A 22,441-nucleotide genomic window follows, 5' to 3' on the forward strand; every position below is an offset into this window, starting at 1 on the left:
TTAAGATGCCGCAATTTTTTATTAACCGCCCCGTATTTGCTTGGGTTGTTGCACTTTTTATCATCATGTCTGGTTTGATAGCATTACCTCAGCTACCGATTGAGCGCTATCCTTCAGTTGCTCCGCCTCAGGTGACCATCACAGCCGTATATCCCGGTGCAACTCCCCAAACGATGAATGATTCTGTGCTCGGTCTTATCGAACGAGAACTGTCGAGCTTAAAGAATCTACTCTATTTTGAGTCATCTTCTGATACGTCAGGGGCAGCTACTATCACTGCTTCTTTTAAACCCGGAGTGAATCCTGAGTTAGCGCAAGTCGATGTGCAAAACAGACTAAAAACCATCGAAGCCCGTTTGCCGCAAACTGTCAGACAAAATGGTCTGATTGTCGAAGCTGCATCCTCGGGCTTTTTGATGCTTGTCAGCCTTAAATCCGATGACAATCGCTTCGATAGCACGGCGCTTTCTGATTACATGGCCAGAAACGTCATCGAAGAGTTACGCCGAATTGAAGGTGTTGGTCGCGTTCAATTGTTCGGTGCCGAGCAAGCGATGCGGATTTGGGTCGATCCAGTAAAACTCACTGCTTATAACTTGTCGATGGCCGATCTTTCTAATGCGATCACTCAGCAGAATATTCAGATTGCACCGGGCCGTCTTGGCGATGAACCAGCGCCTGCGGGACAGAAAGTTGCAATCCCATTAATGGCGAAAGGTCAGTTAGAAACTCCGGAAGAATTTGCAAACATCGTGCTTCGCGCTGAGGGAAGTGGTGCAAAACTGGTATTGGGCGACGTTGCTCGTGTTGAGTTAGGTGCTCAATCTTACGCATTTCTGACGCGAGAAGACGGAAAAACAGCAACAGCAGCTGCTATACAACTTGCGCCCGGCGCGAACGCAGTACTGACCTCTGAGCGTGTTAAAGAGCGCATGCAGTTGCTTCAGCAGACGATGCCCGTTGGGATGAGTTATTCAGTTCCCTTCGATACTGCGCCATTTGCAAAAATTTCGATTGAGAAAGTCGCTCATACGTTAATTGAGGCGATGGTTCTTGTGTTTCTCGTAATGTACCTGTTTTTGCAGAATGTCCGCTACACCTTAATACCAGCAATTGTCGCTCCAATCGCGTTGCTGGGTACATTCGCCGTTATGATGTTAACCGGTTTTTCTATCAATGTCCTCACGATGTTCGGGATGGTGTTGGCTATCGGTATCATCGTGGATGATGCGATTGTTGTTGTCGAAAACGTCGAGCGTTTAATGGCAAAAGAGGGTCTGTCGCCACGTGATGCTACCGTTAAAGCAATGAAAGAAATTACCGGGGCAATTATTGGTATCACGCTGGTGTTGACCGCCGTATTTATTCCAATGGCTTTAGCAAGCGGTTCCGTTGGCGTGATTTATCAACAATTCACGCTCTCAATGGCCATCTCTATTTTATTCTCTGCCTTTTTAGCATTAACTTTCACGCCTGCTCTGTGCGCCACATTGTTAAAGCCAATCAGCCATGGCCATGCCGAGAAAACGGGATTTTTCGGTTGGTTTAATCGTCGGTTCGACCGGATGACAGATCGCTATGGTGTGAGAGTCAGCAAACTGACCAAGCGGATTGGTCGGGTAATGCTGATGTTTGCGCTGCTGGTCGGCATGCTGGTGTACTCTTTTGGTAAATTACCGTCAGCCTTTTTGCCTGAAGAAGATCAGGGTTATTTCATTACCAGCTTTTTACTGCCTTCAGATGCAACCACTGAACGCACCTCTGCGGTGGTGAAATCTTTTGAAGAGTACGTAGCAACAAGACCGGGTATTAAATCGAATATATCGATCCTAGGTTACGGCTTGTCTGGCTCTGGCACCAATGCAGCGGTTAGTTTTACCATGCTGAAGGACTGGGATGAACGAAATGGTGCAAATGCGTGGGAGGAAGTCTACTACGCCTACATGACCATGGCCGAAACCGCTGGTGAAGGATTGGTGTTCAGTATCATGCCACCTGCTATTGACGAGTTAGGCAATTCATCAGGCTTTTCTATGCGCTTGATCGACCGCAGTAATCAGGGGTATGAAGCCCTTCAAGCTGCACAAGCCAAGCTGTTAGAGCTCGCTAACAACAGTAAAATTGTTACCGGGGTCTATGCCGACAGTCTTCCTGCGGGTACTGGGATCACTCTTCATATTGACCGGCAGAAAGCAGAGGCTTTGGGTGTGTCCTTTGCTGCAATCAGCGATATGCTCTCCACGGCAATGGGGTCGAGTTACATCAATGATTTCCCTAACCGTGGGCGGATGCAACAAGTCATTATTCAGGCTGACTCAAAATCTCGGATGCAGATTGAAGACATTCTGAAATTACGTGTCCGAAATGTCAGTGGTGGCATGGTTGCTCTATCAGAAGTCGTTACACCTAAATGGGGGGCGACACCATTACAATTGATGCGTTTTCAAGGACTACCCTCGGTCAGAATCGCCGGTGGTGCTGCTCCGACATTCTCAAGTGGCGAGGCGATGGACGAAATGGAGCGCCTCGCAGCTCAGCTTCCTCCGGGTTTTGATATCGCTTGGACAGGACAGTCTTTGCAAGAAAGGCAGTCAGCCTCTCAAGCGCCAATGCTCATGGCTCTTTCGATGTTAGTCGTATTTTTGGTACTTGCAGCCTTATATGAAAGCTGGGCTATTCCGGTTTCAGTAATGCTGGTGGTGCCATTAGGCCTGCTCGGCGCTGTAGGTTCGGTATTGCTGCTTGGAATGTCAAATGACGTGTTCTTCAAAGTTGGTATGATCACCGTTATTGGCTTATCGGCCAAAAACGCTGTTTTGATTGTCGAGTTTGCGAAGCAGCTTCGTGAAGAAGGTCATGGGTTAATTGACGCAGCGGTGACAGCTTCCAGACTGCGATTAAGACCCATCCTGATGACGTCACTTGCATTTGGTCTTGGTGTATTGCCACTAGTTTTCGCTTCTGGTGCAAGTGCAGAAACACAGGCAGCTATCGGTGTTGGTGTCTTTGGAGGAATGGTCACAGCCACAGTGCTTGCAATTTACTTCGTTCCGGTATTCTTCGTACTTGTCATGAGTATCCAAGAGCGTTTTTCTGCATCCCGCAAGAAAGCAACTAGCAAACCTCAAGCGAGCAACGAGGAGTCGGTGTAATGAAGTTAAATATTTTTAGCCTGCTTTGCGCATCTTTGCTAACCGGATGCACACTGGCACCCGATTATCAGAGGCCACCAGTAGATACGCTGAACTACAACCAGCTAAATACCGAAAACGTGTCGCAAAAATCGGCAGTGGATTTGTCTTGGCAATCTGTGTTCAAAGAGCCAAGGTTGCAGCAGTTAATTGGTTTAGCGCTGGAAAATAACAAAGACTTGCGGCTGGCTACTTTAAACGTGGCCGCTGCAAAGGCTCAGTATGGTATCCAGCGTTCATATATGTTGCCCTCTGTTGATGCCACAATCAGCGGAACTCGCCAGCGTGGAGAGAATGATACCGGAGGTGTAAGTACAACCTCTGAACACGGAGTTGGCTTGGGGACGAGCGCTTTTGAAATAGACTTGTTCGGTTATGCACGCTCAATGAGTGAAGCAGCCTTTTACCGGTATCTTGCAACGGAACAGGGGCAAAAATCAGCAGAGTTGGTTTTAATAAGTGCGGTTGCAGATGCGTATCACGCACAGTTGCTTGCTCAAGAGCAACTTTTGCTTGCACAGCAGACTTTGGCTGATTGGGAGCATTCACTGCTGTTAGCTCGCCAACTGAGAGCCGCTGAACAAAGCAGTGGCTTAGATGTTGCGCAAGCCGAAGGACAGGTTGCGAGTGCTGAAGCTGATTTGCAGGCCCGGCTGCGTGTGCTGGCCCTATCTAACAATGCTCTTCAGCTGTTGATAGGAAAAACACTACCTGAAGGTTTATCAAAACAGTCAGTGTTAGAAACTCAGCCACTTCAGGTGATGCCTGCCAACTTAACGTCAGAATTAATCCTTAATCGTCCAGATGTAGTACAAGCCGAGTTAAATCTGAAAGCTGCAAATGCAGATATTGGCGCAGCTCGGGCTGCATTTTTTCCACGGATTTCGCTGACGGCTTCAACAGGTTATAGCAGTTCAGAAGTGAAGAATCTGTTTGATAGTGACAGCCGGGTTTGGAGTTTTGCCCCGCAAATTAATATACCGATATTTAATGCTGGTAAGTTGAAATCGGAACTCCGCTTGGCGGAGATCCGAAAATCCGGAGCCGTCATATCTTATGAACAGACCATCCAGACGGCATTCAAAGATGTGGCTGACGGATTAAGCGGTTTGGAGACTTTTGGACTGCAAATAATGGCACAAAAGAGAGCCGTAAGTAGCGCGTCTAAACGAGCGGAGTTATCCCTGCTTAGATACCGAGCAGGTGTTGATGGCCGCTTAGAACTACTTGATGCACAACGTCAACTTTATGCCGAACGTCAGGTTCTGATTGATTTGCGTGGTGCGGAGCTCGCGAACTATGTGGCTTTGTATAAAGCCCTTGGTGGCTCCTTTTTAAATAAAGCAGAGACGGGAGTACACTAAGTATCATGTTGAATCAGGCAGCGTCTGAACCTACTCGGGATCTTTCTGACCGCGATACATGTGGTCAAAGTGACCCCGGTCCCGATTGGCCGTTAAGGTTTTGGGCTATTTTTATTGGGCAGGCGCTTTCTCTGTGTGGATCGGCCCTGACTCAGTTTGTGCTGCTATGGTGGATCACGGATACCACCGGCAGTGTCAGTGCGTTGGCTATTGCAGGTATTGTGGCTTTACTGCCACAAGCCTTGCTTAGTCCTCTGGGTGGAGTACTTGCAGACCGTTACAGCCGCCGACTTTTGATGATCATTCCTGATGTTGTCAGCGCGATATGCATGGTGGTGCTCATCGTGCTGTTTAATACCGAAAGTATCGAAATATGGCATATCTGGGTGATGTTGGGGATCCGCAGTGCGATGCAAGCATTTCAGGCACCAGCTGCGGCGGCGAGCACATATATGCTAGTCCCCAAAAGTTTCTTGATGCGAGCCGCTGGACTTAATCAGGCTTTACAAAGCATGACAGTGGTCATTGCAGCGCCGCTGGGGGCCCTTGCTATAAGTGTCATGCCAATCGGCTGGGCCCTATCTATAGATGTGTTCACTGCACTTTGTGCTGTGATACCACTGTTGATATTCGCAATTCCTCAGAGTCGTGCAGTCCGTAAGGCTGATACAAGTATGGTCAGTGAGTTCAAAGAAGGTATTGATACCATTCGCAACACGCCGGGACTAGCCCGATTATTCCTGCTGCTGGCGACGACGGTGCTTGTGATTATGCCGTCATTTACATTATTACCGCTGTTGGTTAAACAATATTTTGGCGGCGGCGCTAATCAAGTGGCTTTGATGGAGGGCTTGTCGGGTGTAGGGATGGTCTTGGGTGGCTTAGCTGTTGCTGCTATGCAATTAAAAACCCCTATTTACTGGATTCTGGCAGGGTTTGCTACGTCTTGTTTTGCCGTCGCATTAACGGCACTGGTTCCATCCAGCCTATTTGGCGTTGCCGTTGCGTGGTGGGTCATCAGTGGTGTGTGTTTTGTTTTCGGTAGTGCGCCTCTGACGGCATTGTTGCAGACCATCATCCCAAATTATCTTCAAGGGCGTGTTTTGTCCATTATGAACTCGATGATGAGCCTTGCGGCTCCCATTGGGTTGTTGCTGATAACACCTCTGGGAGAAATTTTTGATGTCAGAGCTATTTTTCTTGTAGCGGGGATTTTAGGCGGATTAGTCAGTGTAAGTGGCTTCTTTTCGCCAAAGTTACTGAAACTTGGACGTTGAAGGGGTTCTAGGGATTTTCCGTCCAAAAACGACAAAGTGCTCTGGAGGCCCCGCCGTCTGTGGCCTCCAGAGGGGTATTACTTTTTTCGAGATCCCTATTTGGGCTCTGTTTGAGTAAGATTTAGTCTTTTTGGGCTAAATCCATGGCATTCGAAGAACGTGTCCAAATCTTGTCCGAGGCAGAACAAGATGAGTTATATGGACCCCCCGCTTTCACCTCCGCCGACCAACGCTTCTTTTTCTCGCTGAACGATAAGGAACTGGCGATCGCTAAAAGCCTCCGTCATCGGGGCCAGCGTTACATGCTGGTGGTACTGCTGGGCTATTTCAAAGCCAAGCCGGTGGTGCTGAATCCCGGCTTTCATCAGATCAAGCAGGACCTCAAATACGTTTATCAAACCGTTCTACCAGGCCCAGGCTGTAGACCCTTTAATCTCACGCCAAAAGAGAACGAACGGATTTACCAACGTGTTTTCCAGCTCTGCAACTACCAGCGCTGGAATGTCAAAGACCATGGAGCGGCGTTGAGAGATTACTTATCCCAGCAAGCCAGAGCCTGGACAGCGCCTAGGCACCTCTTCGATGCGGCCATTGAATATTGTTCGGGGCAGAAGATCGCAATCCCTGCCTACAGCACGCTGCAAAAGATCATCAGTCAGGTGGTGGGAGACGAACAGGAACACATGGCCGCGCACCTTGAGCGTGCAATGTCACGCGGTCTTAAGCAAGCACTGGCGGAGCTCGTGAACGGCACAGGTCCACTGCCGTTCCGACAGTTGCGACAATCGGCTCGTAACTTCACCGGAACCGAGTTGGAGAAAGAACTGATTGTCTATCGCCATATCCAGCATTGGATGCCGGAAGTGGATCTGCTGTTGAGCACGCTATCACTGTCGCAGAAAAATCTGCAACACCTGGCAGAGAAAGTCGACTACTACGGTGCCAAACTGAAACGTCAAACCGTAGGCAGCCAATGGCTGTATTTATTGTGCTATCTTCAAACGCGATGGCAGCAAGCGCTGGAACGTATTGCCGATGGCTTTGTGCATCATGTCAGACAGACCAAACAGAAGGCAAAGGATTATGCGCAGGAAGCGGTGTTTAAGGATTGGCAAAAAGCAGCTAAAAATGTCAGCAAGGCAGCTGAAGTACTGCACCTGTTCATTGATGACAGCATTGATCTGCAACTACCGTTTGCAACAGTAAGACAGCAAGCACTGAGCCTGCTGACCAAAAGGGATCTGGAATCTGTATGTCTCTTCCTGAACGAGCAGCGACGATCGGTCGATGAAGCCATGTGGCAGTACTGCGACGAGAAAGAAAGTCTGCGGAAAGGTTTGCTGCGAGAGTTGTTCCTATGTCTGCGCTTCGAAGGCTGCGACGGCACCCAGCACTTAGCGGCCGCCTTGGCGAAAACACAAAACGAACTCAACGGCCAGGACGCTCAGTTGCAAACTGCCGACACCAGACTCCTTTCCAAAAAATCACGTGAATTCCTGCTGGATGGTGAAGGGAATATCCTGATCGATCGTTATGAGTGGTTCCTCTATCAACAGATTCCTGATCGCCTGAATGGCCAGCTGACGCTGCCTGATATCACTAAATACCGGGCACTCGACGCCGACCTGATCGACGGGGAACATTGGCGAAAAAACAAATATACGCTGCTTCAACAGAGCCATTTTACAAAATTAGCGGAGGAGCCTGAAAAGCTGATCAAACAGATGGCCATGGAATTGGATACCCGTTTGTACGAAGTCGGCGAATATCTTGAACAGGAAGACAACCGGAATATCATCTTGCGTAATCCGCAGGGTAAACGCTTCTGGCGCCTGCCTTCGGCCAGCAAACATCATCTGGTCAACAATCCCTTCTTCCAGCAAATTCCCACAACGGGGATTGCGGATGTACTGCGCATGGTTGATCGTGACACCGGTTTCATTGACTGCTTCGCTCATGTGCTGGGTTCCCAATCCAGAAGCCGTTCCCATGAATATGACCTGTTGGCAATTCTGGTCGGCAATGCAACCAATCAAGGCATTTACGGCATGGCACAGATCTCTGATCGTACCTATGATCAGCTCAGCACTATCCAGGCGAACTATCTTCGCCTGGAAACATTGAATGCTGCTAACGACAACATCAATAACGCGACAGCCAAGCTACCCATCTTCCGGTACTACAACATCCAGGAAGATGTGATCCACGCCAGTGCCGATGGTCAAAAGTTCGAAGCCCGGCGCGAGACCTTCAAAACCCGTTATTCGTCGAAGTACTTTGGCACTCAAAAAGGTGTTTCTGCCATGACCTTGATCGCCAATCACGCTGCGATCAACGCCAGAGTGATCGGCGCCAACGAACATGAATCGCACTACATCTTTGATTTGTTGATGAGCAATACGTCAGACATCATTCCGGATGTGCTCTCAACCGATACCCATGGGGTGAACCATGTGAACTTCGCGTTACTGGATCTGTTCGGATACCAGTTTGCCCCACGCTATGCCCAGGTTGGCAAAGTGATCAATGACATGTTTGATGTCAAGGAAGACAAAGAACACCGAATTCAGCTGTGCTTAAAAAAGCCAATCAATACCCATCGTATTGCGCAGCACTGGGATACCATCCAACGGATTGCAGTATCACTTAAGCAGCGGAAAACAACGCAAGCCACCTTGGTGAGAAAGCTCTCGGAGTACAAGCGCAATCACCCGCTGCTGGAAGCCCTGACGGAATACAATCGCCTGGTGAAAGCGAATTATCTACTGTGCTACATCGATGATGCCAGTTTAAGAAACTATGTTCAGCGCGCGCTGAACCGGGGAGAGGCCTATCACCAACTGCGTCGGGCCGTGAGCAGCGTCAATGGGGATCAGTTCCGGGGCAGTTCAGACGAAGAAATCCAGCTATGGAATGAGTGCGCTCGCCTGGTCACCAATGCCATCGTTTACTTCAACTCCAGGATACTCAGCCAGCTGTTGACCAGCTTCGAATACCAAGGAGATACCAAGAGAATAGATATCGTCAAACAGGCATCCCCTGTGGCCTGGCACAACATTAACCTCAAGGGGACTTACCACTTCGAATTGAGCGAAAAATTGCCAGATCTGGAGGAGCTTATGCGCTCAATCGAGGGATATTTACCCGTCAGCGAAAAGTAATACCCCTCTGGAGGCCACGGACGGCGCGGCCTCCAGAGCACTTTGTCGTTTTTGGACGGAAAATCCCTAGAACCCCATTGAGGTACGAAAACACCGCCTGACCGAACAAAAAATGCGTGATAGCCGCCGCAGCCATGACGCCGGAATCGTCAGACAGGCTGTAGCTGTTGACCATTGCCCTGTACGCCTGCATCTGAAATGGCTATTGCCCTGATGGGAGCCGGCTTTTCAGCCACCGACACCAGCGATGCCGTCAATATTCTTTACCCGATAACCATGACCGTACAAGCTAACAAGGCCTGGCAAGCCAGCGGACTTAAAAAGTCTTTTTTTCTACCATCCCACAAAAAAGTTCGTGGTGGAGAAAAGATAAGCTATGCAAGGCTTTAGGAGACGTGGTTTTTCAGGATGACGAAGAACGATTCGGCGCTAGGTGCAACATAGGTGCATCGCACGAGCGCTAGGAACGGCGAAAAAAGGCGGACGTGGCGAAATCGGTAGACGCAGCAGACTTTAAAATTGGAGTGCCCGCGGGGAAATCCGCGGAGTAGAACCGCTCAAAGTCGGGGAACGCTAACGGGCAATACCCTAAGCCAATCCCGAGCCAAGCCCCTTCGGGGGAAGGTGTAGAGACTGGACGGGCGGCGCCTAAAGCCTTCGGGCAATGGCGAAGGGACAGTCCAGACCACGAACGTCATCAGACGGCGGCGAAAGTCGAGGTGGTACGAAAATCTGCTTCTCTGTGAGAGTACGGGTTCGAGTCCCGTCGTCCGCACCACAAAGCCAAACATCCCTGCGATGATCGACCTCTGGGCGTTTGGTCGTGAGCCCGCCACCCTCGCGCTACGCTTTGCGCAGGCGTCGAAGGCGATCAGGTGCGCCCATCGATTCCGTCGAGCACCATCGCTGCGAGTTCATCGCTGGTGTGTGCACCACTATCGAGAACACGGGTTGTGCATGGAAGCCGTTCCCTTGCGGCCAAGCATCGGGCGACATTCGCTAATCGCCACTCTCGAATCTCCGCATTTCGATTCGGGTCAGGATGCATGGTCTGGTTCACGATCCGGTGACGCAATAGGTCCTCGTTGAGCGTCAGAAAGATGTGCAGCAGCTGATCGTCGATCCGCCTTACCCCGTCGAGTATCTCAGTCAGATAGTCCGGGTGCACGAGCGTCATTGGGATGATGATGTCCTGCGAGTAATTCCTTCGAATCTCCCTGACCGCCGCGATCGTAAGTCCCCTCCACAAGGGGAGATCCTGATAGTCTCCGCTCGCTGGCATGGGGACCGTTTCTTTCACCACGAACCCGATTTCCTCGGGGTCAAAGATCAGCGATTTGGAACGCCGATCGCGCAGCCGCTTAGCGAGCGTCGTCTTTCCGGCGCCGAAAGGTCCGTTGATCCAGATTATCATTGTCGACGGCCTCTAACCTGAAGGCTCGCAAGAGCGCTCGACGGCCTCGTGCGGAGGCACGATCGGAGTGGTTCCGAAATGCTTCTCAAGATAGGTGACGCCGAACGTCACGATGTCCTGCGCGTCGAACAGGTAGCACTGAGCAAAGCCCACGACACCTTCTCGATGGCGACCGAGCTTCACGTAAGCATTTGCTATAGTTTCAACCGCATCCGGCTTTCCTTCGATAGCAAAGCAATCGAGAATGCCGTTTGAATCGTAATCCGATGCCGTTTTCCAGGCGACTTCACCGTCTCTTCCAAGCATCGGCATCTCATACGTCACCCACCGTTTGTTGGGGATATCGGCAACCGCCTCGGCGTAGTGCAATGCGGTAACGGAGTTTAGCGGCGCACCCAACAGCAGGGCCTTCCCGCCAAGGCGAACGAACCGCTCGACGGGCGATCCTTCCCCCAAGGCGTGACCGAGTTCGTGAGGCTCCGTCAGCGTTTCAGCCAGCGGACCAACCGCGACCATCGATGCATCGGGGTGCGCGCTGCGCCGCGCGCCGGGGGCTTGAACCAGAAATTGATTCAGCAGGCCGAACCCACGGTAAGTCCCGGCTGTTGCGGGATCGAACGGCAGCCAGGTACGGCGGGCTTCGTCATCCAGCCGAGCGCCATTCAGAGTCTCCTCGTAGGGTGATCGGTCCCACGACGCGTATCCCATCACAGTGCCAGTCGGCCCAACCGCGGAGCGTAACGCGGCAACGACCGTCTCCGCTCCTCCTTCGACCGGACCAATCGCTTTAAGTGAGGCATGCACCATCAAGAGGTCACCGGTTTGGACTCCGAGTTTTTGAAGCGCCTCCGTTATTGCCTTCCGCGTATGCATCGCGATATCTCCTCTAAACTGCAAAACACTATACGCTGATGAATCCCCTAATGATTTTGGTAAAAATCATTAAGTTAAGGTGGATACACATCTTGTCATATGATCAAATGGTTTCGCGAAAAATCAATAATCAGACAACAAGATGTGCGAACTCGATATTTTACACGACTCTCTTTACCAATTCTGCCCCGAATTACACTTAAAACGACTCAACAGCTTAACGTTGGCTTGCCACGCATTACTTGACTGTAAAACTCTCACTCTTACCGAACTTGGCCGTAACCTGCCAACCAAAGCGAGAACAAAACATAACATCAAACGAATCGACCGATTGTTAGGTAATCGTCACCTCCACAAAGAGCGACTCGCTGTATACCGTTGGCATGCTAGCTTTATCTGTTCGGGCAATACGATGCCCATTGTACTTGTTGACTGGTCTGATATCCGTGAGCAAAAACGGCTTATGGTATTGCGAGCTTCAGTCGCACTACACGGTCGTTCTGTTACTCTTTATGAGAAAGCGTTCCCGCTTTCAGAGCAATGTTCAAAGAAAGCTCATGACCAATTTCTAGCCGACCTTGCGAGCATTCTACCGAGTAACACCACACCGCTCATTGTCAGTGATGCTGGCTTTAAAGTGCCATGGTATAAATCCGTTGAGAAGCTGGGTTGGTACTGGTTAAGTCGAGTAAGAGGAAAAGTACAATATGCAGACCTAGGAGCGGAAAACTGGAAACCTATCAGCAACTTACATGATATGTCATCTAGTCACTCAAAGACTTTAGGCTATAAGAGGCTGACTAAAAGCAATCCAATCTCATGCCAAATTCGGCACTGTTGCAAAGTTAGCGATGAGGCAGCCTTTTGTCTTATTCAAAGGCCTTACATTTCAAAAACTCTGCTTACCAGGCGCATTTCGCCCAGGGGATCACCATAATAAAATGCTGAGGCCTGGCCTTTGCGTAGTGCACGCATCACCTCAATACCTTTGATGGTGGCGTAAGCCGTCTTCATGGATTTAAATCCCAGCGTGGCGTTGATTATCCGTTTCAGTTTGCCATGATCGCATTCAATCACGTTGTTCCGGTACTTAATCTGTCGGTGTTCAACGTCAGACGGGCACCGGCCTTCGCGTTTGAGCAGAGCAAGCGCGCGACCATAGGCGGGCGCTTTATCCGTGTTGATGAATCGTGGGATCTGCCACTTCTTCACGTTGTTGAGGATTTTACCCAGAAACCGGTATGCAGCTTTGCTGTTACGACGGGAGGAGAGATAAAAATCGACAGTGCGGCCCCGGCTGTCGACGGCCCGGTACAGATACGCCCAGCGGCCATTGACCTTCACGTAGGTTTCATCCATGTGCCACGGGCAAAGATCGGAAGGGTTACGCCAGTACCAGCGCAGCCGTTTTTCCATTTCAGGCGCATAACGCTGAACCCAGCGGTAAATCGTGGAGTGATCGACATTCACTCCGCGTTCAGCCAGCATCTCCTGCAGCTCACGGTAACTGATGCCGTATTTGCAGTACCAGCGTACGGCCCACAGAATGATGTCACGCTGAAAATGCCGGCCTTTGAATGGGTTCATGTGCAGCTCCATCAGCAAAAGGGGATGATAAGTTTATCACCACCGACTATTTGCAACAGTGCCCCAAGGAGATACCAAGAGAATAGATATCGTCAAACAGGCATCCCCTGTGGCCTGGCACAACATTAACCTCAAGGGGACTTACCACTTCGAATTGAGCGAAAAATTGCCAGATCTGGAGGAGCTTATGCGCTCAATCGAGGGATATTTACCCGTCAGCGAAAAGTAATACCCCTCTGGAGGCCACGGACGGCGCGGCCTCCAGAGCACTTTGTCGTTTTTGGACGGAAAATCCCTAGAACCCCTTGAACTTAGTTAAATTCAACAGTGCGGATGCAGCTCGAATAGGTACTTTCTAGTCGATATGTTCATCCGCATATGTTCGCCTTAATCTCAATAGTTAATTATTAGAAACGATGAAACTGAGCAGAGTTATCAAGAATGTCGGCTCTATAGCCGAAAGAAGACCATTAACAAGAAGGAATTGTAATCGCCGCTTTTGGCACAAAGCCACGCTCCGACGAAGTGGTACTTTCCGTGAAAGTGGTGGTGCGATTAATTTGCAACACGTGGTAAGGAGCGGTTGCAATGAGGTGGTAAAGTAAATGCAATTAACCAGTAGAGCAGGTTTATTTCATCGTCACGGGCCATTGGGTCGAGCTCTGGGTCCAGGACATCCGGAAAGTCGTCATAGAGCTGAACAAAGTCCCACTCCAACCCTTTGCACCGATGAGCTGTTGAGACCGTAATGTCAGCCCCAAACTCTTCTTTGACTGTATTGCGTCGTAGAGTGGTGAGTCGTTCAGGGATTTCATCGTAGCTGTTGATGATCTTGACAGCCCTCATCATCTCAGGGTCTTTGGTCGCCTTCGCTACTTCTTGATACTCGAAGTAGTCTTCATACTCATCAAGCAGTTTCTTATTCTTTACCCGGTCTGGCTCTGCCATCGAAAACCAGTACAAATCCTGGAGCTCATTGATCTGGTAAGCGTCGATTCCACCGACCCAGAATACCTGCGCTCCGGATTCGGTCGCAGAGAGCGCCGTCTCTATAACCCCCATGACGGTTCGGTGAAGTATTGCGCGGTGGCCCACGTCACCTGGTAAAAACATGAGTACCTGATCTGCTGGTCCCCGGCCAACAACAGGTCGTGTTTCACCTTTGAGTTCAAGAAGGGCGTTTGCCACCAGCGAAACGTTGGGGCCAAAGCGGAAGCTATGAGTGAGATAGAGTTGGTCGGCGTTCATGAGCTCTTTGCTATCAAGGGCGTTGTTTGCGCCTCTGAACCTATAGATCTGCTGGTGGCGATCTCCAACCAGGATTACCTTGCAGTTCTGCTGTAGGACGATGCTACTTGTTACGGGGTTAGCGTCTTGTGCCTCATCAAAAAGAATGGTGGTGTACCGGCGAGACAGATTCGGCATCCCGAGCTGATACTGTTTGAGGTAGCAATCGTGTACGGTCGGGAACGGATCTTGAACGTTTGTCATCCGTTTCCATATGAGCTCAGCACCTTCGACCACCTGGATTTGGTATCTCTCCTGTTTGGACGTAAGCACTTTACCCGTATCGGCGCGAGCAAAATGCGTATAAAGAATCCGCATGTCTGCACTACACATAAAGGCGTTGAGCGTATCGAGAATATCTTTGGCAAACGTCCAGTTCTTGGTATTCACCGCTTGGGCAATATCGGTGAGCCTTAGGTTGCCGGAGAGTTTGTGCTGGTAGCCCCTTCCTATAGTGGCGTAGGCAAGCTGGTGGGACGTTTTGCAGTCTACGTTTGCAGGAAACTTTTCTCTTGCCTCGTCGCGGATAGCCCTGTTGTATGCCAAGTAGAGGATACGTGAATCGAGGTTGTTGTGGGCGTACTTCACCAGTGTCGTGGTTTTACCCGTTCCAGCGTAGGCCTTAACGACAAGGCGAGGCCCTTTGTACTGAGTGATCAGTGATTGTTCTGGTGTGTCAGGAGGAAGTTGTTTCATGAGGCCCCCTACGACAAACACATCTGGAGAGTGATGCGCTTCTTTTGTGTCGAGAGGAACGTACTGATCCGCTTTTCTTCTCGGGGGAGGGATACTTCACAATCCAGATCTGTCCACCAGTCTGGGGCTTTACCTTGAGCCACCTCCGTAACCCAACTATGGAGACGGTGTAACCAGCGATAGTCGCCAATAGATGAGGTGGCTAGTGTCATAGCCTCCTCAATCTTGGTTTGAAGAGCCGCAGCTCTGTGTCGCCACTCTTCTGAATATTTAGCCTTTCGCGCCATCAGTTTTCCTCTTTCTTTTTCCCTCCCTTACCAGCTTTAGCGAGCTCTTGCTCCAACCCAGAAATTTTGGTCAGTGCATCATTGAGTCTTTGTTCGAGGCTCTTGGCCTGCTGGTCTTTTTCCTGCAACTGACCAGCCATCATGCCTTTGTCTTGAACAAGAGCGCGAGCTTCTGCTTCGGCGCTGGATAATTTGGCGTCCAGCTTTTCTACCTCTCCAGATAGGCGCTGGCACTCTCGTTCAGCGGATTCGCCATGAGCTTTGGCTGTGGCAAGGGAGTCCTGTGATTGGGCCAGTTTGGCCTGTACATTTTCGAGCTGCTCTTTCAACGATGTTTTTTGTTCCTGAGCGGCCCGGAGCTTTTCTGTCTGCTCTATACTCTTGCCTTTTTGCTCCTCCAACTCACCCTCTGTAGTTGCCAATTTTTGGCTCAAAGAGCGATTTTCGCTTTTAGCTTGCTCCAGGTGATCCTGTGCTCGGGTCAGATCTGCGGCTTTCGCCTCCAGCTTGCCCTCCAACTCAACGATCCGCTTTTCCAGCTTATCAATGTCAGCCAGTGAGCGTTCTAGCTCCGCAGACTTGAGGGATAGCGAGTTTTCTGCCTTACCAAGGGCCGCATCGAGCTCTGATTTTTTGTTGGTGAGAGCTTCAAGTTGTTCTTCCAGTAGCTCAGCCCGTTCGGTGGCATCATTTGCCATGTCCACGGCTTGCTGCATATCTTCCTGGTACTCAATTTCTTTCTGTCGTAGCAGTTCACGCTCGCGCTCAAGCTGTTCATCGGCGCTTGCTTTGGCTACCGTATAGATCTTCTGTAGGAAGAGCTCAGCATCGCTCATAACCGATTCTGGAAGGACTACCTCTACCAGCTCTTCATCGAGGGAGTGTTCCTCTGACCACTGTTTGAGATACGTTGAAATGGTGGTAAAGCTCCCCTTGCCAATGATGTCTCTGATAGCGATGACCGTTGGGCGTTTACCGGCGTCCTTGAGCTTTTGGGCCGCAGCCGCTACATCGTCAAACTCAACCAATTTTCTTGCCATGAGAACGTTCCTTTTAATTTGTAATGTTTACGATAATTACGATAATACGGTAATTATCATAATTATATATCATGCTGCTGTCGATTGGAATTGTTTGTGTGGGACAAAGCCCTTCCGGCTGCGGAAAAGCCTTGTTACGCGGTCACGCTGATTCATCCAGGGAAGGATTCGATAGTGACTCCACCGAAGGTGCCAAGGATTTCCGATGCCGCTTTATCAGATCGAGTTTTGCGTTGTTCTGAGGCGTCAAAGTTACGAAGCAATTTGAGCTGAACATCCTTATCCTGGAGCACGATCAGGGGCATTGGCGCGGTAACGGTTTTGAGTACCCCTGCGGCCATGACGTTTGCCACCGGTTGAACCTTTACTTCCCTTCGCTCCCGGAGATAAGGCTCCGGGGTGCTGGCGATCTTCTGGATAAGCTGCTCCAGGGGAAGTTGATAGTCTGGCCCAGATCGCTCCAGCTCCTCTCTGATGCGTTGCAAAAGCTCCTCTTTTACGGGCTTCTTCAAGGAGTCCTTCCGTTGCCAGGTGAAGCGGATAGAGTCGATGTCGCCATTGGTATAGCACCGAATTTGTCTGTAAAGGTGGAGAGTCATGACACCAGGGCAGTCCGCTCGAAGTGCTTCAAACCTCTCTTGCCTGGTGGGGTACGTCGAGATAATGAACTCCTCGATACCAGCTTTGGCCGCGTTGATGCGTTCAACCGTCGCCGCAATTTCGTCAGCTACACCAATCCTGGAAGGGGAGAACCAGAGTACCCCCACGGTGCGCCTGGCAGACTTCTGCGAATAGTCTGGGTTGATGTGAAGATCTCTGTAGCTGTGCGCTGCCAGCTCAAGAGCTTCGCGCCCAGTTTGTTCAGTTACGACAATCTTGTTGACGGGCTCGTTCTCCATTCCTTTTCCGGTAGGAGGGATGGCCGCAACTTTTGCGTACCGTGGCGGTAGTCGTTTGATAAGAGAGGACAGGTTCGTTAAGTCGCGGCACATGGCCGAGAATTGTTCTGATATGAAGTTTTTAGCCATGCTGCCGCCTATGTGTGGGTTTGTTCTAACAGTTCATTGGTTACATAGTAGACAGATTTAGACCATCATGCAATGAGGGGGAGGGGCAAGAATACGCCTCCGCTTCGCGTCGGCGGGTGCCCTGTTTGACCTTCGTGTGTGAGATTAGATTGAGAAAGAGAGAGAAAAAGAGAGAAAGAAGAAAAGCGCGGGGCAAGCCAGAAATGTGGCTGAGGGGGACTGCTGGGGTGGGGCTGGCACCCTCTATACCCCACTTTGCATGATGGTCTAACTTTGTGGTTATAGGACGACTTTTAGGGTGCCTAGATTTGCTCGATTAGGACAAATTTCGGTCCATCCACGCTGATTGGCGTAGCAGCGCGATGGCATCAGAAGGGGTAACTTTCCATGCGTTGGAAAGCTGGCGAACTGCGAAGACTGCGAGCTCCATTCGGTCGTCATCATTGATGAAATTCTGGAGCTGGTTTCCTCGCTCACTAAGGATGATCGCAACACCGGCCTTGCCGTTGTTGTAAACCGCAAAGCTCTTATTCTTCGCGTCGCCGTGATAGGAACCCTCAGCCTTGCTACGCAAACCAAAGAGAACGCTGCAAAACGCCGTCAGTTCGCCGCGAGTGAGCTGCACCGTGATCTTGCTTTTCCAGTCTGGGCTGGACCCCGATGCCCTGATCGGCGCAATCTCGATGCTGACCGTAGGATATTCACCTCTGGTTAGCGTGTGTTGCACATTCAGGCCGGTGCGTTTCGCGGGGTCCTTCTGCCAGTCTGAGAAAAATTTGAGGCTTTCGCCGTAGGATTGTTCTGTCATTCCAAATTACCTTTGCTTTGAAGCTCCTGGAGCTGGACCACGAGGTCACGTTGGACTTTGGCTATCTCTGTCACCAAGTCGGCGGTGGCAATAGCGTCGGTCGCTGCTGAATGGGCTCGACCTTTCCAGCTCACACCTGCCTCGCAGGTGGCATCCGCAAGTGAGATTGTGCCGTGCCGGTTGGTTGAGCCAAAGGCATCAGCCGCCAGCTTCATCGCGCACAGACAGTTCTGCTCTTGCCACCAAGAGAGTTGGTCTCCAAATGCACTGGCTGTTTGCCTCAACATCCTACTGTCGAAACTGGAGTTAAATATCACCAGATGACGGCCCGACAAAAGCCGGGCGAGAGCTGGCGCAACTTGAGTCCACGTAGGCTCATTCGACAGCTCAGTCTCGGTGATGCCATGAACACCCATTGCCTGAGGGTCTATTTCCACGGTTGGCCGTAATCTGGTGCAGAGGAGAACCGCGCCTCTGATGTCAGTAACAGCCAGCTCGATCACCTGGTCTCTTTCACCAAGTCCGGTCGTCTCGGTATCGAGAACCAGAGGTTCCAGAGCGACCCACCTTTGTGCCATGACAGAGGCCTTTGCCAGGTTGCTACGCATTCTTGCCTTGACCGAAAGGATGGATTGCGCCCTTATTTGCTTTTGTGATGCCGGTGAACAACCCCTTCTCCGCATTGGTTGGCAATCTGCTATCCGGTACACTCCAAATTGGCCACCATACCCGTTTTTGTAGAACGAAACTGGCTCTACTCCTGGCTTAGGCTTCATCCGAAATTCGTCCCTGAGCCGTCCTTTTGAAAAGCACCTATCGGCTTTCATGGCTTCGGCTCTGGCAAGTTCGAGTTCTTCATCATTCATGCTGTTAATCCGCTATATCGAGGCGTTGGCTCGCTCTCTTCAAACGCTCATCGCCGCGTCTGTCATATTTCTGGGTAGTTGCAATGCTTGAGTGGCCCATTGCGTCCTTCACGGTCACAATATCCTCACCGTTATCCAGCATCGAGGAGGCAAAGGTGCGTCGCAGGTCATGGGGCGCAAACATCTCCAGACCGGCTTCAACTCTTCTGGTCTCCAAGATGTGGTAGATGGCCTGATCCGACATCCGCTCTCCAGTCACATCATCAAACCGCCTGATCCTCGGGAATAAAGGCCCTTCATGCGTTCCTCGAACCTCTTCAACCCACTTATCCAGTCTTTTCCATGCGCCACCAGGCACATACGCCATTCTCTCTTTGTTGCCCTTGCCAAGAACCTTGAGAGCGCGGTCCTTGTAGATCATGCTTCCCATGTCCAGCGCAACGATTTCCGAGCGGCGCAAGCCACACCCGAGGAGCACCCCGAGAATGGCCGCATCCCGAAGCCCTTTGGCGCTTGAATCACTTTCACATGTGAAAAAGAGGCTGCGAATCTCATGGCGTTCAAGTGCCCGCCCTTTAGGAAGTCGAGATCCACGTACTGAACGGACTTGCTTAATGTGCTGGAAGCTATCCGTATCAATTTGCTTCATCGTCCAGGCTTCAAGAGCCACCCCTTTGAGCGCTGACAGGTAGGTGTTGATCGTTGCCGGAGCCTTCCCTGCATCCCCCAGCATTTCCAGCACCGCCAATATGTGGTGCCGCCTCATTGAGCTCCATGCACAGTCACGAAGGTTCTGAAACCCGATCATCTTGGCGACAATGTTGAGGAATGAGCTCATGGTCTGCCTGCTTCGCTTTGACCCGAGGCTCACCAGATAGGCGACGGCGGGGTTGTCCTGGATGTTCCGGAGCGAGCTCGATGACGGCAACAGTTCACCGCGAATGCTTTGTTCTGCCGGAACATTTACTTTCGCATGTGAAACTAGCTCTTCCTTGTCATTGTTTGTGTCGTGCAAAGTCACCTCCTAAGCCCGACCGCAACGAGAAGAAAATCCCATATTTTGAGGTGAAGAGGTAGTTCCTCCTCCATATGTTGCGTTTCGTAGCTTTGCATCAGTGGTTCAAACTTGGTTGGATTGCACAGCAATTCGTAAACTGTTCGGTTGGGCTTGGTGATCGGCTTATTCGGAGTGAATCCATGTTTGTTCTGGAGGTACAGCGCTACCGCGCCACTTCTGGATTCTCCGTAATAGCAATGAACGAAGATCTGATCGATACCGCTACCAACCAATCCATCCAGGAAGGTGGACAGCTTTTCAGCCTGGGATGAGTCAATGTAAGAGGCGTAATTCATCCGGAACGCTGCCTTCATCGTGTGGATGGTGTTCTCAGAATAGCCGCCGTCATAGAAGCTATCGCGGTACAACTGCCCCCACTGTCCGAGAGCGGCAGGGGACTTGTCTGGGTCAGTTATGGAGATCATGGCCGCACCGGGAACCGGCTCCAGTCTTTCGGCCTCCGCTTGACTAATGAAAAAGACTTTTTTGCTAAGCATGCCCCATCATCCCCTTACAAGGATGTGTTGCGAGTAGCTCATGCGCCTGACTTTGCCCCTCTTGAGTATCTACAGGAGCGGTCGTATACACACCTCCATGCCGCAAGTCCACAATACTGGTCCGACAGCAAGAACCTACGTTCTGAACTTTATTGTCCGAATCCAAACCAGCAAAAGTATGGCACGGTCCAGGGAATGGTTTCCTGCAAATAGAGCAGCGCTCAAAGTTCTTATCGAGGATTCTCTTTAAAACTTTCTCAAATTTGTTTTTGTTTAACATCGAGTTCTCCACACAAAGTTACTGGCCGAGCATCCCAGCCAAGGTGGTCTGCTGGCCTTCGCTACAAGGTGCAAATCCGGCAAAAGCACCGGCATTAACCTTGAGCTCATCAAAGCGTCCATCGGTGTCCCGGTAGTACACCTTACGTTTTCCAATTCCACCTTCGAGGTTTGCGGCCAACCAGGCGATCACTGCATCAGCATCGTTCGTAACTGATGCTCCCTGATCCAGATCGATAAGTACCAGGTGGGTGTCCGTCTGGAGTGCCACTTCAAAGGTCGCTCTTACATCAAAAATCACTGGTCGCGCTCCTTGTAAAAAGTGGGCATTCAGCACCACCTATCCTATTCCAAAAACTCTACTTTTTCAAAGATACATTTTAATAAGTAGAACAACAGCAAGAAGAACTTAAATTTATTTACCGTAATTATCATAATTACGGTAATACGGTAATTTTACAGATTTAGATGGAATGGTATAAGATGTCTCGCTGGAACATACTTGCTGAAAAAACGCTTAACAACGATAGTGAAAACATCATGTACAGGTGCGAGAGATAATATGTATAAGAGCCTTGAAGATCTGATGGCGGGTATTTACGAGATGGCAGCGCCAGATGGCATCATCTGTAACGAGGTTTCCAAATTCCTTGCGGCCAACCAGGTCAAGCCGGAAGACATAAGCTCTGGGATCTGGTTTTTCCTGTGGCTGAAATCAGCTCCCAAGGATGCGAAGCCAATCCAAAAAGAAATCCCCGGATTTGGAGTTGTTCTCAACATGCCGACTTATGGCGGAACGCTCAACGAAGCAATCACAGGGTTGATCGAGAACGAGTGCCGTCAAATAGAGCTCGCTGAGGGACATCCGAGCCTTGAGGCTTGGGTTGAATCAGTATTAGCCGGTCGAGATGACGGAGAGGAAAATGAAGCTGCGGCCAATATCGTGGATCTGCTTAATGGGTGTCACGACCTACTGGATACAGCAATAATCAATTACCTTTTTAAGGTGGGAAAAATCAACGAGCAAGAGATTTTGTCGCTCATCTATTATGGAGAGCTATGTGACCACTCTCTTGTCGGTACGCCTTTTTCAACGTTACATATCCCGAGTGAAAATAACGTCCACGAACGTAACATCATCCCCATTAAAAAAGGAGCCAGTTAGGCTCCTTTTTGTTACTCAGGGTTTGCTTTGAGAAACAACTTCATTCCAAGTATGCAGCACCTTCGATAGGTGCTGATGCTTTCTGGTGAAGTCCTTATCATCCAAGAGTGCTTTAAATGGCGCGTTCAGGTCACTGCATGTGACGTTCTTGCCGATCACAGACAGGGTATCCTGGAGTGATCCACCAGCAGCATCAAGCCCCATTCTATCGACGGTCTCACTACTCACCATTGCCTGGACAACATTGGTGAATGCCTTTGAGTTGAGCTGCTCAACGCTCAGGGCTGTATTGCATTTCTGCTCAACCGCTTGCTTGTACTGGATGGTGTACTTTGCAGTGATAGGTGACATGGTGTTCATCGCAAGTATGTATGCGTCTACCTCACTGGTCGGTAATGTCGCGGCGTAGACTGACGAGCATGATGCGGCTGCGGCCATTATCAAAGTTATTACCTTCTTATTCTTCATTTCTCTGAAATCCCCCTTTAAAATATGGAGCTACAACTCATTTGTACCAATCATAATACTATTGATTTCCAAAAGTATCTCTCTCTACTGACTCTA

The 22,441-nt window shown here is 50.3% G+C and carries 18 protein-coding genes and 2 pseudogenes; 7 read left to right on the top strand and 13 right to left on the bottom strand.

Translation table 11 applies throughout. The annotated features are described in order from the left end of the window. The first annotated feature begins 5 nt into the window (after window positions 1-5). From O7C57_RS20470 to O7C57_RS20495, 5 genes are all read left to right on the top strand, one after another. Window positions 6-3,152: an efflux RND transporter permease subunit gene (locus tag O7C57_RS20470; protein WP_048822809.1), complete on the top strand. Its 3,147-nt coding sequence runs from the start codon at window positions 6-8 to the stop codon at window positions 3,150-3,152. Continuing rightward, entirely contained in the window at window positions 3,152-4,555 is a 1,404-nt protein-coding gene (locus tag O7C57_RS20475; RefSeq protein ID WP_048822810.1) for an efflux transporter outer membrane subunit, read from the top strand. The genes O7C57_RS20470 and O7C57_RS20475 overlap by 1 nt, the downstream gene beginning before the upstream one ends. A gap of 5 nt (window positions 4,556-4,560) precedes the next feature. Then, entirely contained in the window at window positions 4,561-5,832 is a 1,272-nt protein-coding gene (locus O7C57_RS20480) for an MFS transporter (RefSeq protein WP_065800143.1), read from the top strand. A 143-nt stretch (window positions 5,833-5,975) separates the two neighbouring features. Next, window positions 5,976-8,993 (top strand): Tn3-like element IS3000 family transposase, encoded by a 3,018-nt coding sequence (locus O7C57_RS20485; RefSeq protein WP_021740570.1) that lies wholly within the window; start codon window positions 5,976-5,978, stop codon window positions 8,991-8,993. A 198-nt stretch (window positions 8,994-9,191) separates the two neighbouring features. Continuing rightward, complete coding sequence (locus tag O7C57_RS20495; protein WP_000951934.1) at window positions 9,192-9,383, top strand: hypothetical protein; 192 nt, start codon at window positions 9,192-9,194, stop codon at window positions 9,381-9,383. A gap of 481 nt (window positions 9,384-9,864) precedes the next feature. Here O7C57_RS20495 and O7C57_RS20500 read toward each other — a convergent pair whose 3' ends face one another. Beyond that, window positions 9,865-10,407, bottom strand: coding sequence for an AAA family ATPase (locus O7C57_RS20500; RefSeq protein WP_257697249.1), 543 nt, complete (start codon window positions 10,405-10,407; stop codon window positions 9,865-9,867). Window positions 10,408-10,419: 12 nt separating this feature from the next. Then, complete coding sequence (aac(3)-IId, locus tag O7C57_RS20505) at window positions 10,420-11,280, bottom strand: aminoglycoside N-acetyltransferase AAC(3)-IId (protein ID WP_000557454.1); 861 nt, start codon at window positions 11,278-11,280, stop codon at window positions 10,420-10,422. Between the two features lie 142 nt (window positions 11,281-11,422). On the opposite strand from aac(3)-IId, the pseudogene O7C57_RS20510 reads away from it, so the two are divergent. After that, window positions 11,423-12,109, top strand: a pseudogene (locus tag O7C57_RS20510) (IS4-like element ISVsa5 family transposase); the annotation flags it as partial. A gap of 53 nt (window positions 12,110-12,162) precedes the next feature. Here the strand turns inward: O7C57_RS20510 and O7C57_RS20515 are convergent. From O7C57_RS20515 to O7C57_RS20560, 10 genes and pseudogenes are all read right to left on the bottom strand, one after another. Further along, window positions 12,163-12,867 (bottom strand): IS6-like element IS26 family transposase, encoded by a 705-nt coding sequence (locus O7C57_RS20515; RefSeq protein ID WP_001067858.1) that lies wholly within the window; start codon window positions 12,865-12,867, stop codon window positions 12,163-12,165. Window positions 12,868-13,485: 618 nt separating this feature from the next. Further along, a pseudogene (locus tag O7C57_RS20520) lies at window positions 13,486-14,850 on the bottom strand (UvrD-helicase domain-containing protein); the annotation flags it as partial. 8 nt (window positions 14,851-14,858) lie between these two features. Further along, window positions 14,859-15,137, bottom strand: coding sequence for a hypothetical protein (locus tag O7C57_RS20525; protein ID WP_000101263.1), 279 nt, complete (start codon window positions 15,135-15,137; stop codon window positions 14,859-14,861). After that, window positions 15,137-16,177 (bottom strand): DNA-binding protein, encoded by a 1,041-nt coding sequence (locus O7C57_RS20530; protein ID WP_000101568.1) that lies wholly within the window; start codon window positions 16,175-16,177, stop codon window positions 15,137-15,139. The genes O7C57_RS20525 and O7C57_RS20530 overlap by 1 nt, the downstream gene beginning before the upstream one ends. A gap of 152 nt (window positions 16,178-16,329) precedes the next feature. After that, window positions 16,330-17,205: a DNA replication terminus site-binding protein gene (locus O7C57_RS20535; protein WP_001097010.1), complete on the bottom strand. Its 876-nt coding sequence runs from the start codon at window positions 17,203-17,205 to the stop codon at window positions 16,330-16,332. Between the two features lie 316 nt (window positions 17,206-17,521). After that, a complete protein-coding gene (locus O7C57_RS20540; RefSeq protein ID WP_000139717.1) occupies window positions 17,522-18,013 on the bottom strand; it encodes a hypothetical protein in 492 nt (163 codons plus the stop codon). Further along, window positions 18,010-18,879 carry a 3'-5' exonuclease gene (locus tag O7C57_RS20545; protein ID WP_000997323.1) on the bottom strand — a complete coding sequence of 290 codons (870 nt, stop codon included), beginning with the start codon at window positions 18,877-18,879 and terminating at the stop codon, window positions 18,010-18,012. The genes O7C57_RS20540 and O7C57_RS20545 overlap by 4 nt, the downstream gene beginning before the upstream one ends. 4 nt (window positions 18,880-18,883) lie before the next feature. Beyond that, the gene (locus tag O7C57_RS20550; RefSeq protein ID WP_000543934.1) at window positions 18,884-19,894 is read right to left on the bottom strand and encodes a tyrosine-type recombinase/integrase; all 1,011 of its coding nucleotides are present in this window, start codon (window positions 19,892-19,894) and stop codon (window positions 18,884-18,886) included. Window positions 19,895-19,896: 2 nt separating this feature from the next. After that, window positions 19,897-20,433, bottom strand: a complete 537-nt coding sequence (locus tag O7C57_RS20555) for a hypothetical protein (protein ID WP_000949433.1) — start codon at window positions 20,431-20,433, stop codon at window positions 19,897-19,899. A gap of 298 nt (window positions 20,434-20,731) precedes the next feature. After that, entirely contained in the window at window positions 20,732-21,013 is a 282-nt protein-coding gene (locus tag O7C57_RS20560) for a hypothetical protein (RefSeq protein WP_000575657.1), read from the bottom strand. A gap of 261 nt (window positions 21,014-21,274) precedes the next feature. Between O7C57_RS20560 and O7C57_RS20565 the strand changes: the two genes are divergently transcribed. Then, entirely contained in the window at window positions 21,275-21,877 is a 603-nt protein-coding gene (locus O7C57_RS20565) for a hypothetical protein (protein WP_000278322.1), read from the top strand. A 15-nt stretch (window positions 21,878-21,892) separates the two neighbouring features. Here O7C57_RS20565 and O7C57_RS20570 read toward each other — a convergent pair whose 3' ends face one another. Next, the gene (locus O7C57_RS20570; RefSeq protein WP_000791469.1) at window positions 21,893-22,345 is read right to left on the bottom strand and encodes a hypothetical protein; all 453 of its coding nucleotides are present in this window, start codon (window positions 22,343-22,345) and stop codon (window positions 21,893-21,895) included. Between the last annotated feature and the right edge of the window lie 96 nt (window positions 22,346-22,441).

This window comes from Providencia sp. 21OH12SH02B-Prov (genome assembly GCF_027362595.1).
GTDB lineage: Bacteria > Pseudomonadota > Gammaproteobacteria > Enterobacterales > Enterobacteriaceae > Providencia > Providencia zhejiangensis.

Excerpts from the sequence above, each read along its gene's own strand:
- O7C57_RS20470 (WP_048822809.1), top strand. The coding sequence starts at position 6 with ATGCCGCAATTTTTTATTAACCGCCCCGTATTTGCTTGGGTTGTTGCA.
- O7C57_RS20475 (WP_048822810.1), top strand. The coding sequence starts at position 3,152 with ATGAAGTTAAATATTTTTAGCCTGCTTTGCGCATCTTTGCTAACCGGA.
- O7C57_RS20480 (WP_065800143.1), top strand. The coding sequence starts at position 4,561 with ATGTTGAATCAGGCAGCGTCTGAACCTACTCGGGATCTTTCTGACCGC.
- O7C57_RS20485 (WP_021740570.1), top strand. The coding sequence starts at position 5,976 with ATGGCATTCGAAGAACGTGTCCAAATCTTGTCCGAGGCAGAACAAGAT.
- O7C57_RS20495 (WP_000951934.1), top strand. The coding sequence starts at position 9,192 with ATGGCTATTGCCCTGATGGGAGCCGGCTTTTCAGCCACCGACACCAGC.
- O7C57_RS20500 (WP_257697249.1), bottom strand. The coding sequence starts at position 10,407 with ATGATAATCTGGATCAACGGACCTTTCGGCGCCGGAAAGACGACGCTC.
- O7C57_RS20515 (WP_001067858.1), bottom strand. The coding sequence starts at position 12,867 with ATGAACCCATTCAAAGGCCGGCATTTTCAGCGTGACATCATTCTGTGG.
- O7C57_RS20525 (WP_000101263.1), bottom strand. The coding sequence starts at position 15,137 with ATGGCGCGAAAGGCTAAATATTCAGAAGAGTGGCGACACAGAGCTGCG.
- O7C57_RS20530 (WP_000101568.1), bottom strand. The coding sequence starts at position 16,177 with ATGGCAAGAAAATTGGTTGAGTTTGACGATGTAGCGGCTGCGGCCCAA.
- O7C57_RS20535 (WP_001097010.1), bottom strand. The coding sequence starts at position 17,205 with ATGGCTAAAAACTTCATATCAGAACAATTCTCGGCCATGTGCCGCGAC.
- O7C57_RS20540 (WP_000139717.1), bottom strand. The coding sequence starts at position 18,013 with ATGACAGAACAATCCTACGGCGAAAGCCTCAAATTTTTCTCAGACTGG.
- O7C57_RS20545 (WP_000997323.1), bottom strand. The coding sequence starts at position 18,879 with ATGAATGATGAAGAACTCGAACTTGCCAGAGCCGAAGCCATGAAAGCC.
- O7C57_RS20555 (WP_000949433.1), bottom strand. The coding sequence starts at position 20,433 with ATGCTTAGCAAAAAAGTCTTTTTCATTAGTCAAGCGGAGGCCGAAAGA.
- O7C57_RS20565 (WP_000278322.1), top strand. The coding sequence starts at position 21,275 with ATGTATAAGAGCCTTGAAGATCTGATGGCGGGTATTTACGAGATGGCA.
- O7C57_RS20570 (WP_000791469.1), bottom strand. The coding sequence starts at position 22,345 with ATGAAGAATAAGAAGGTAATAACTTTGATAATGGCCGCAGCCGCATCA.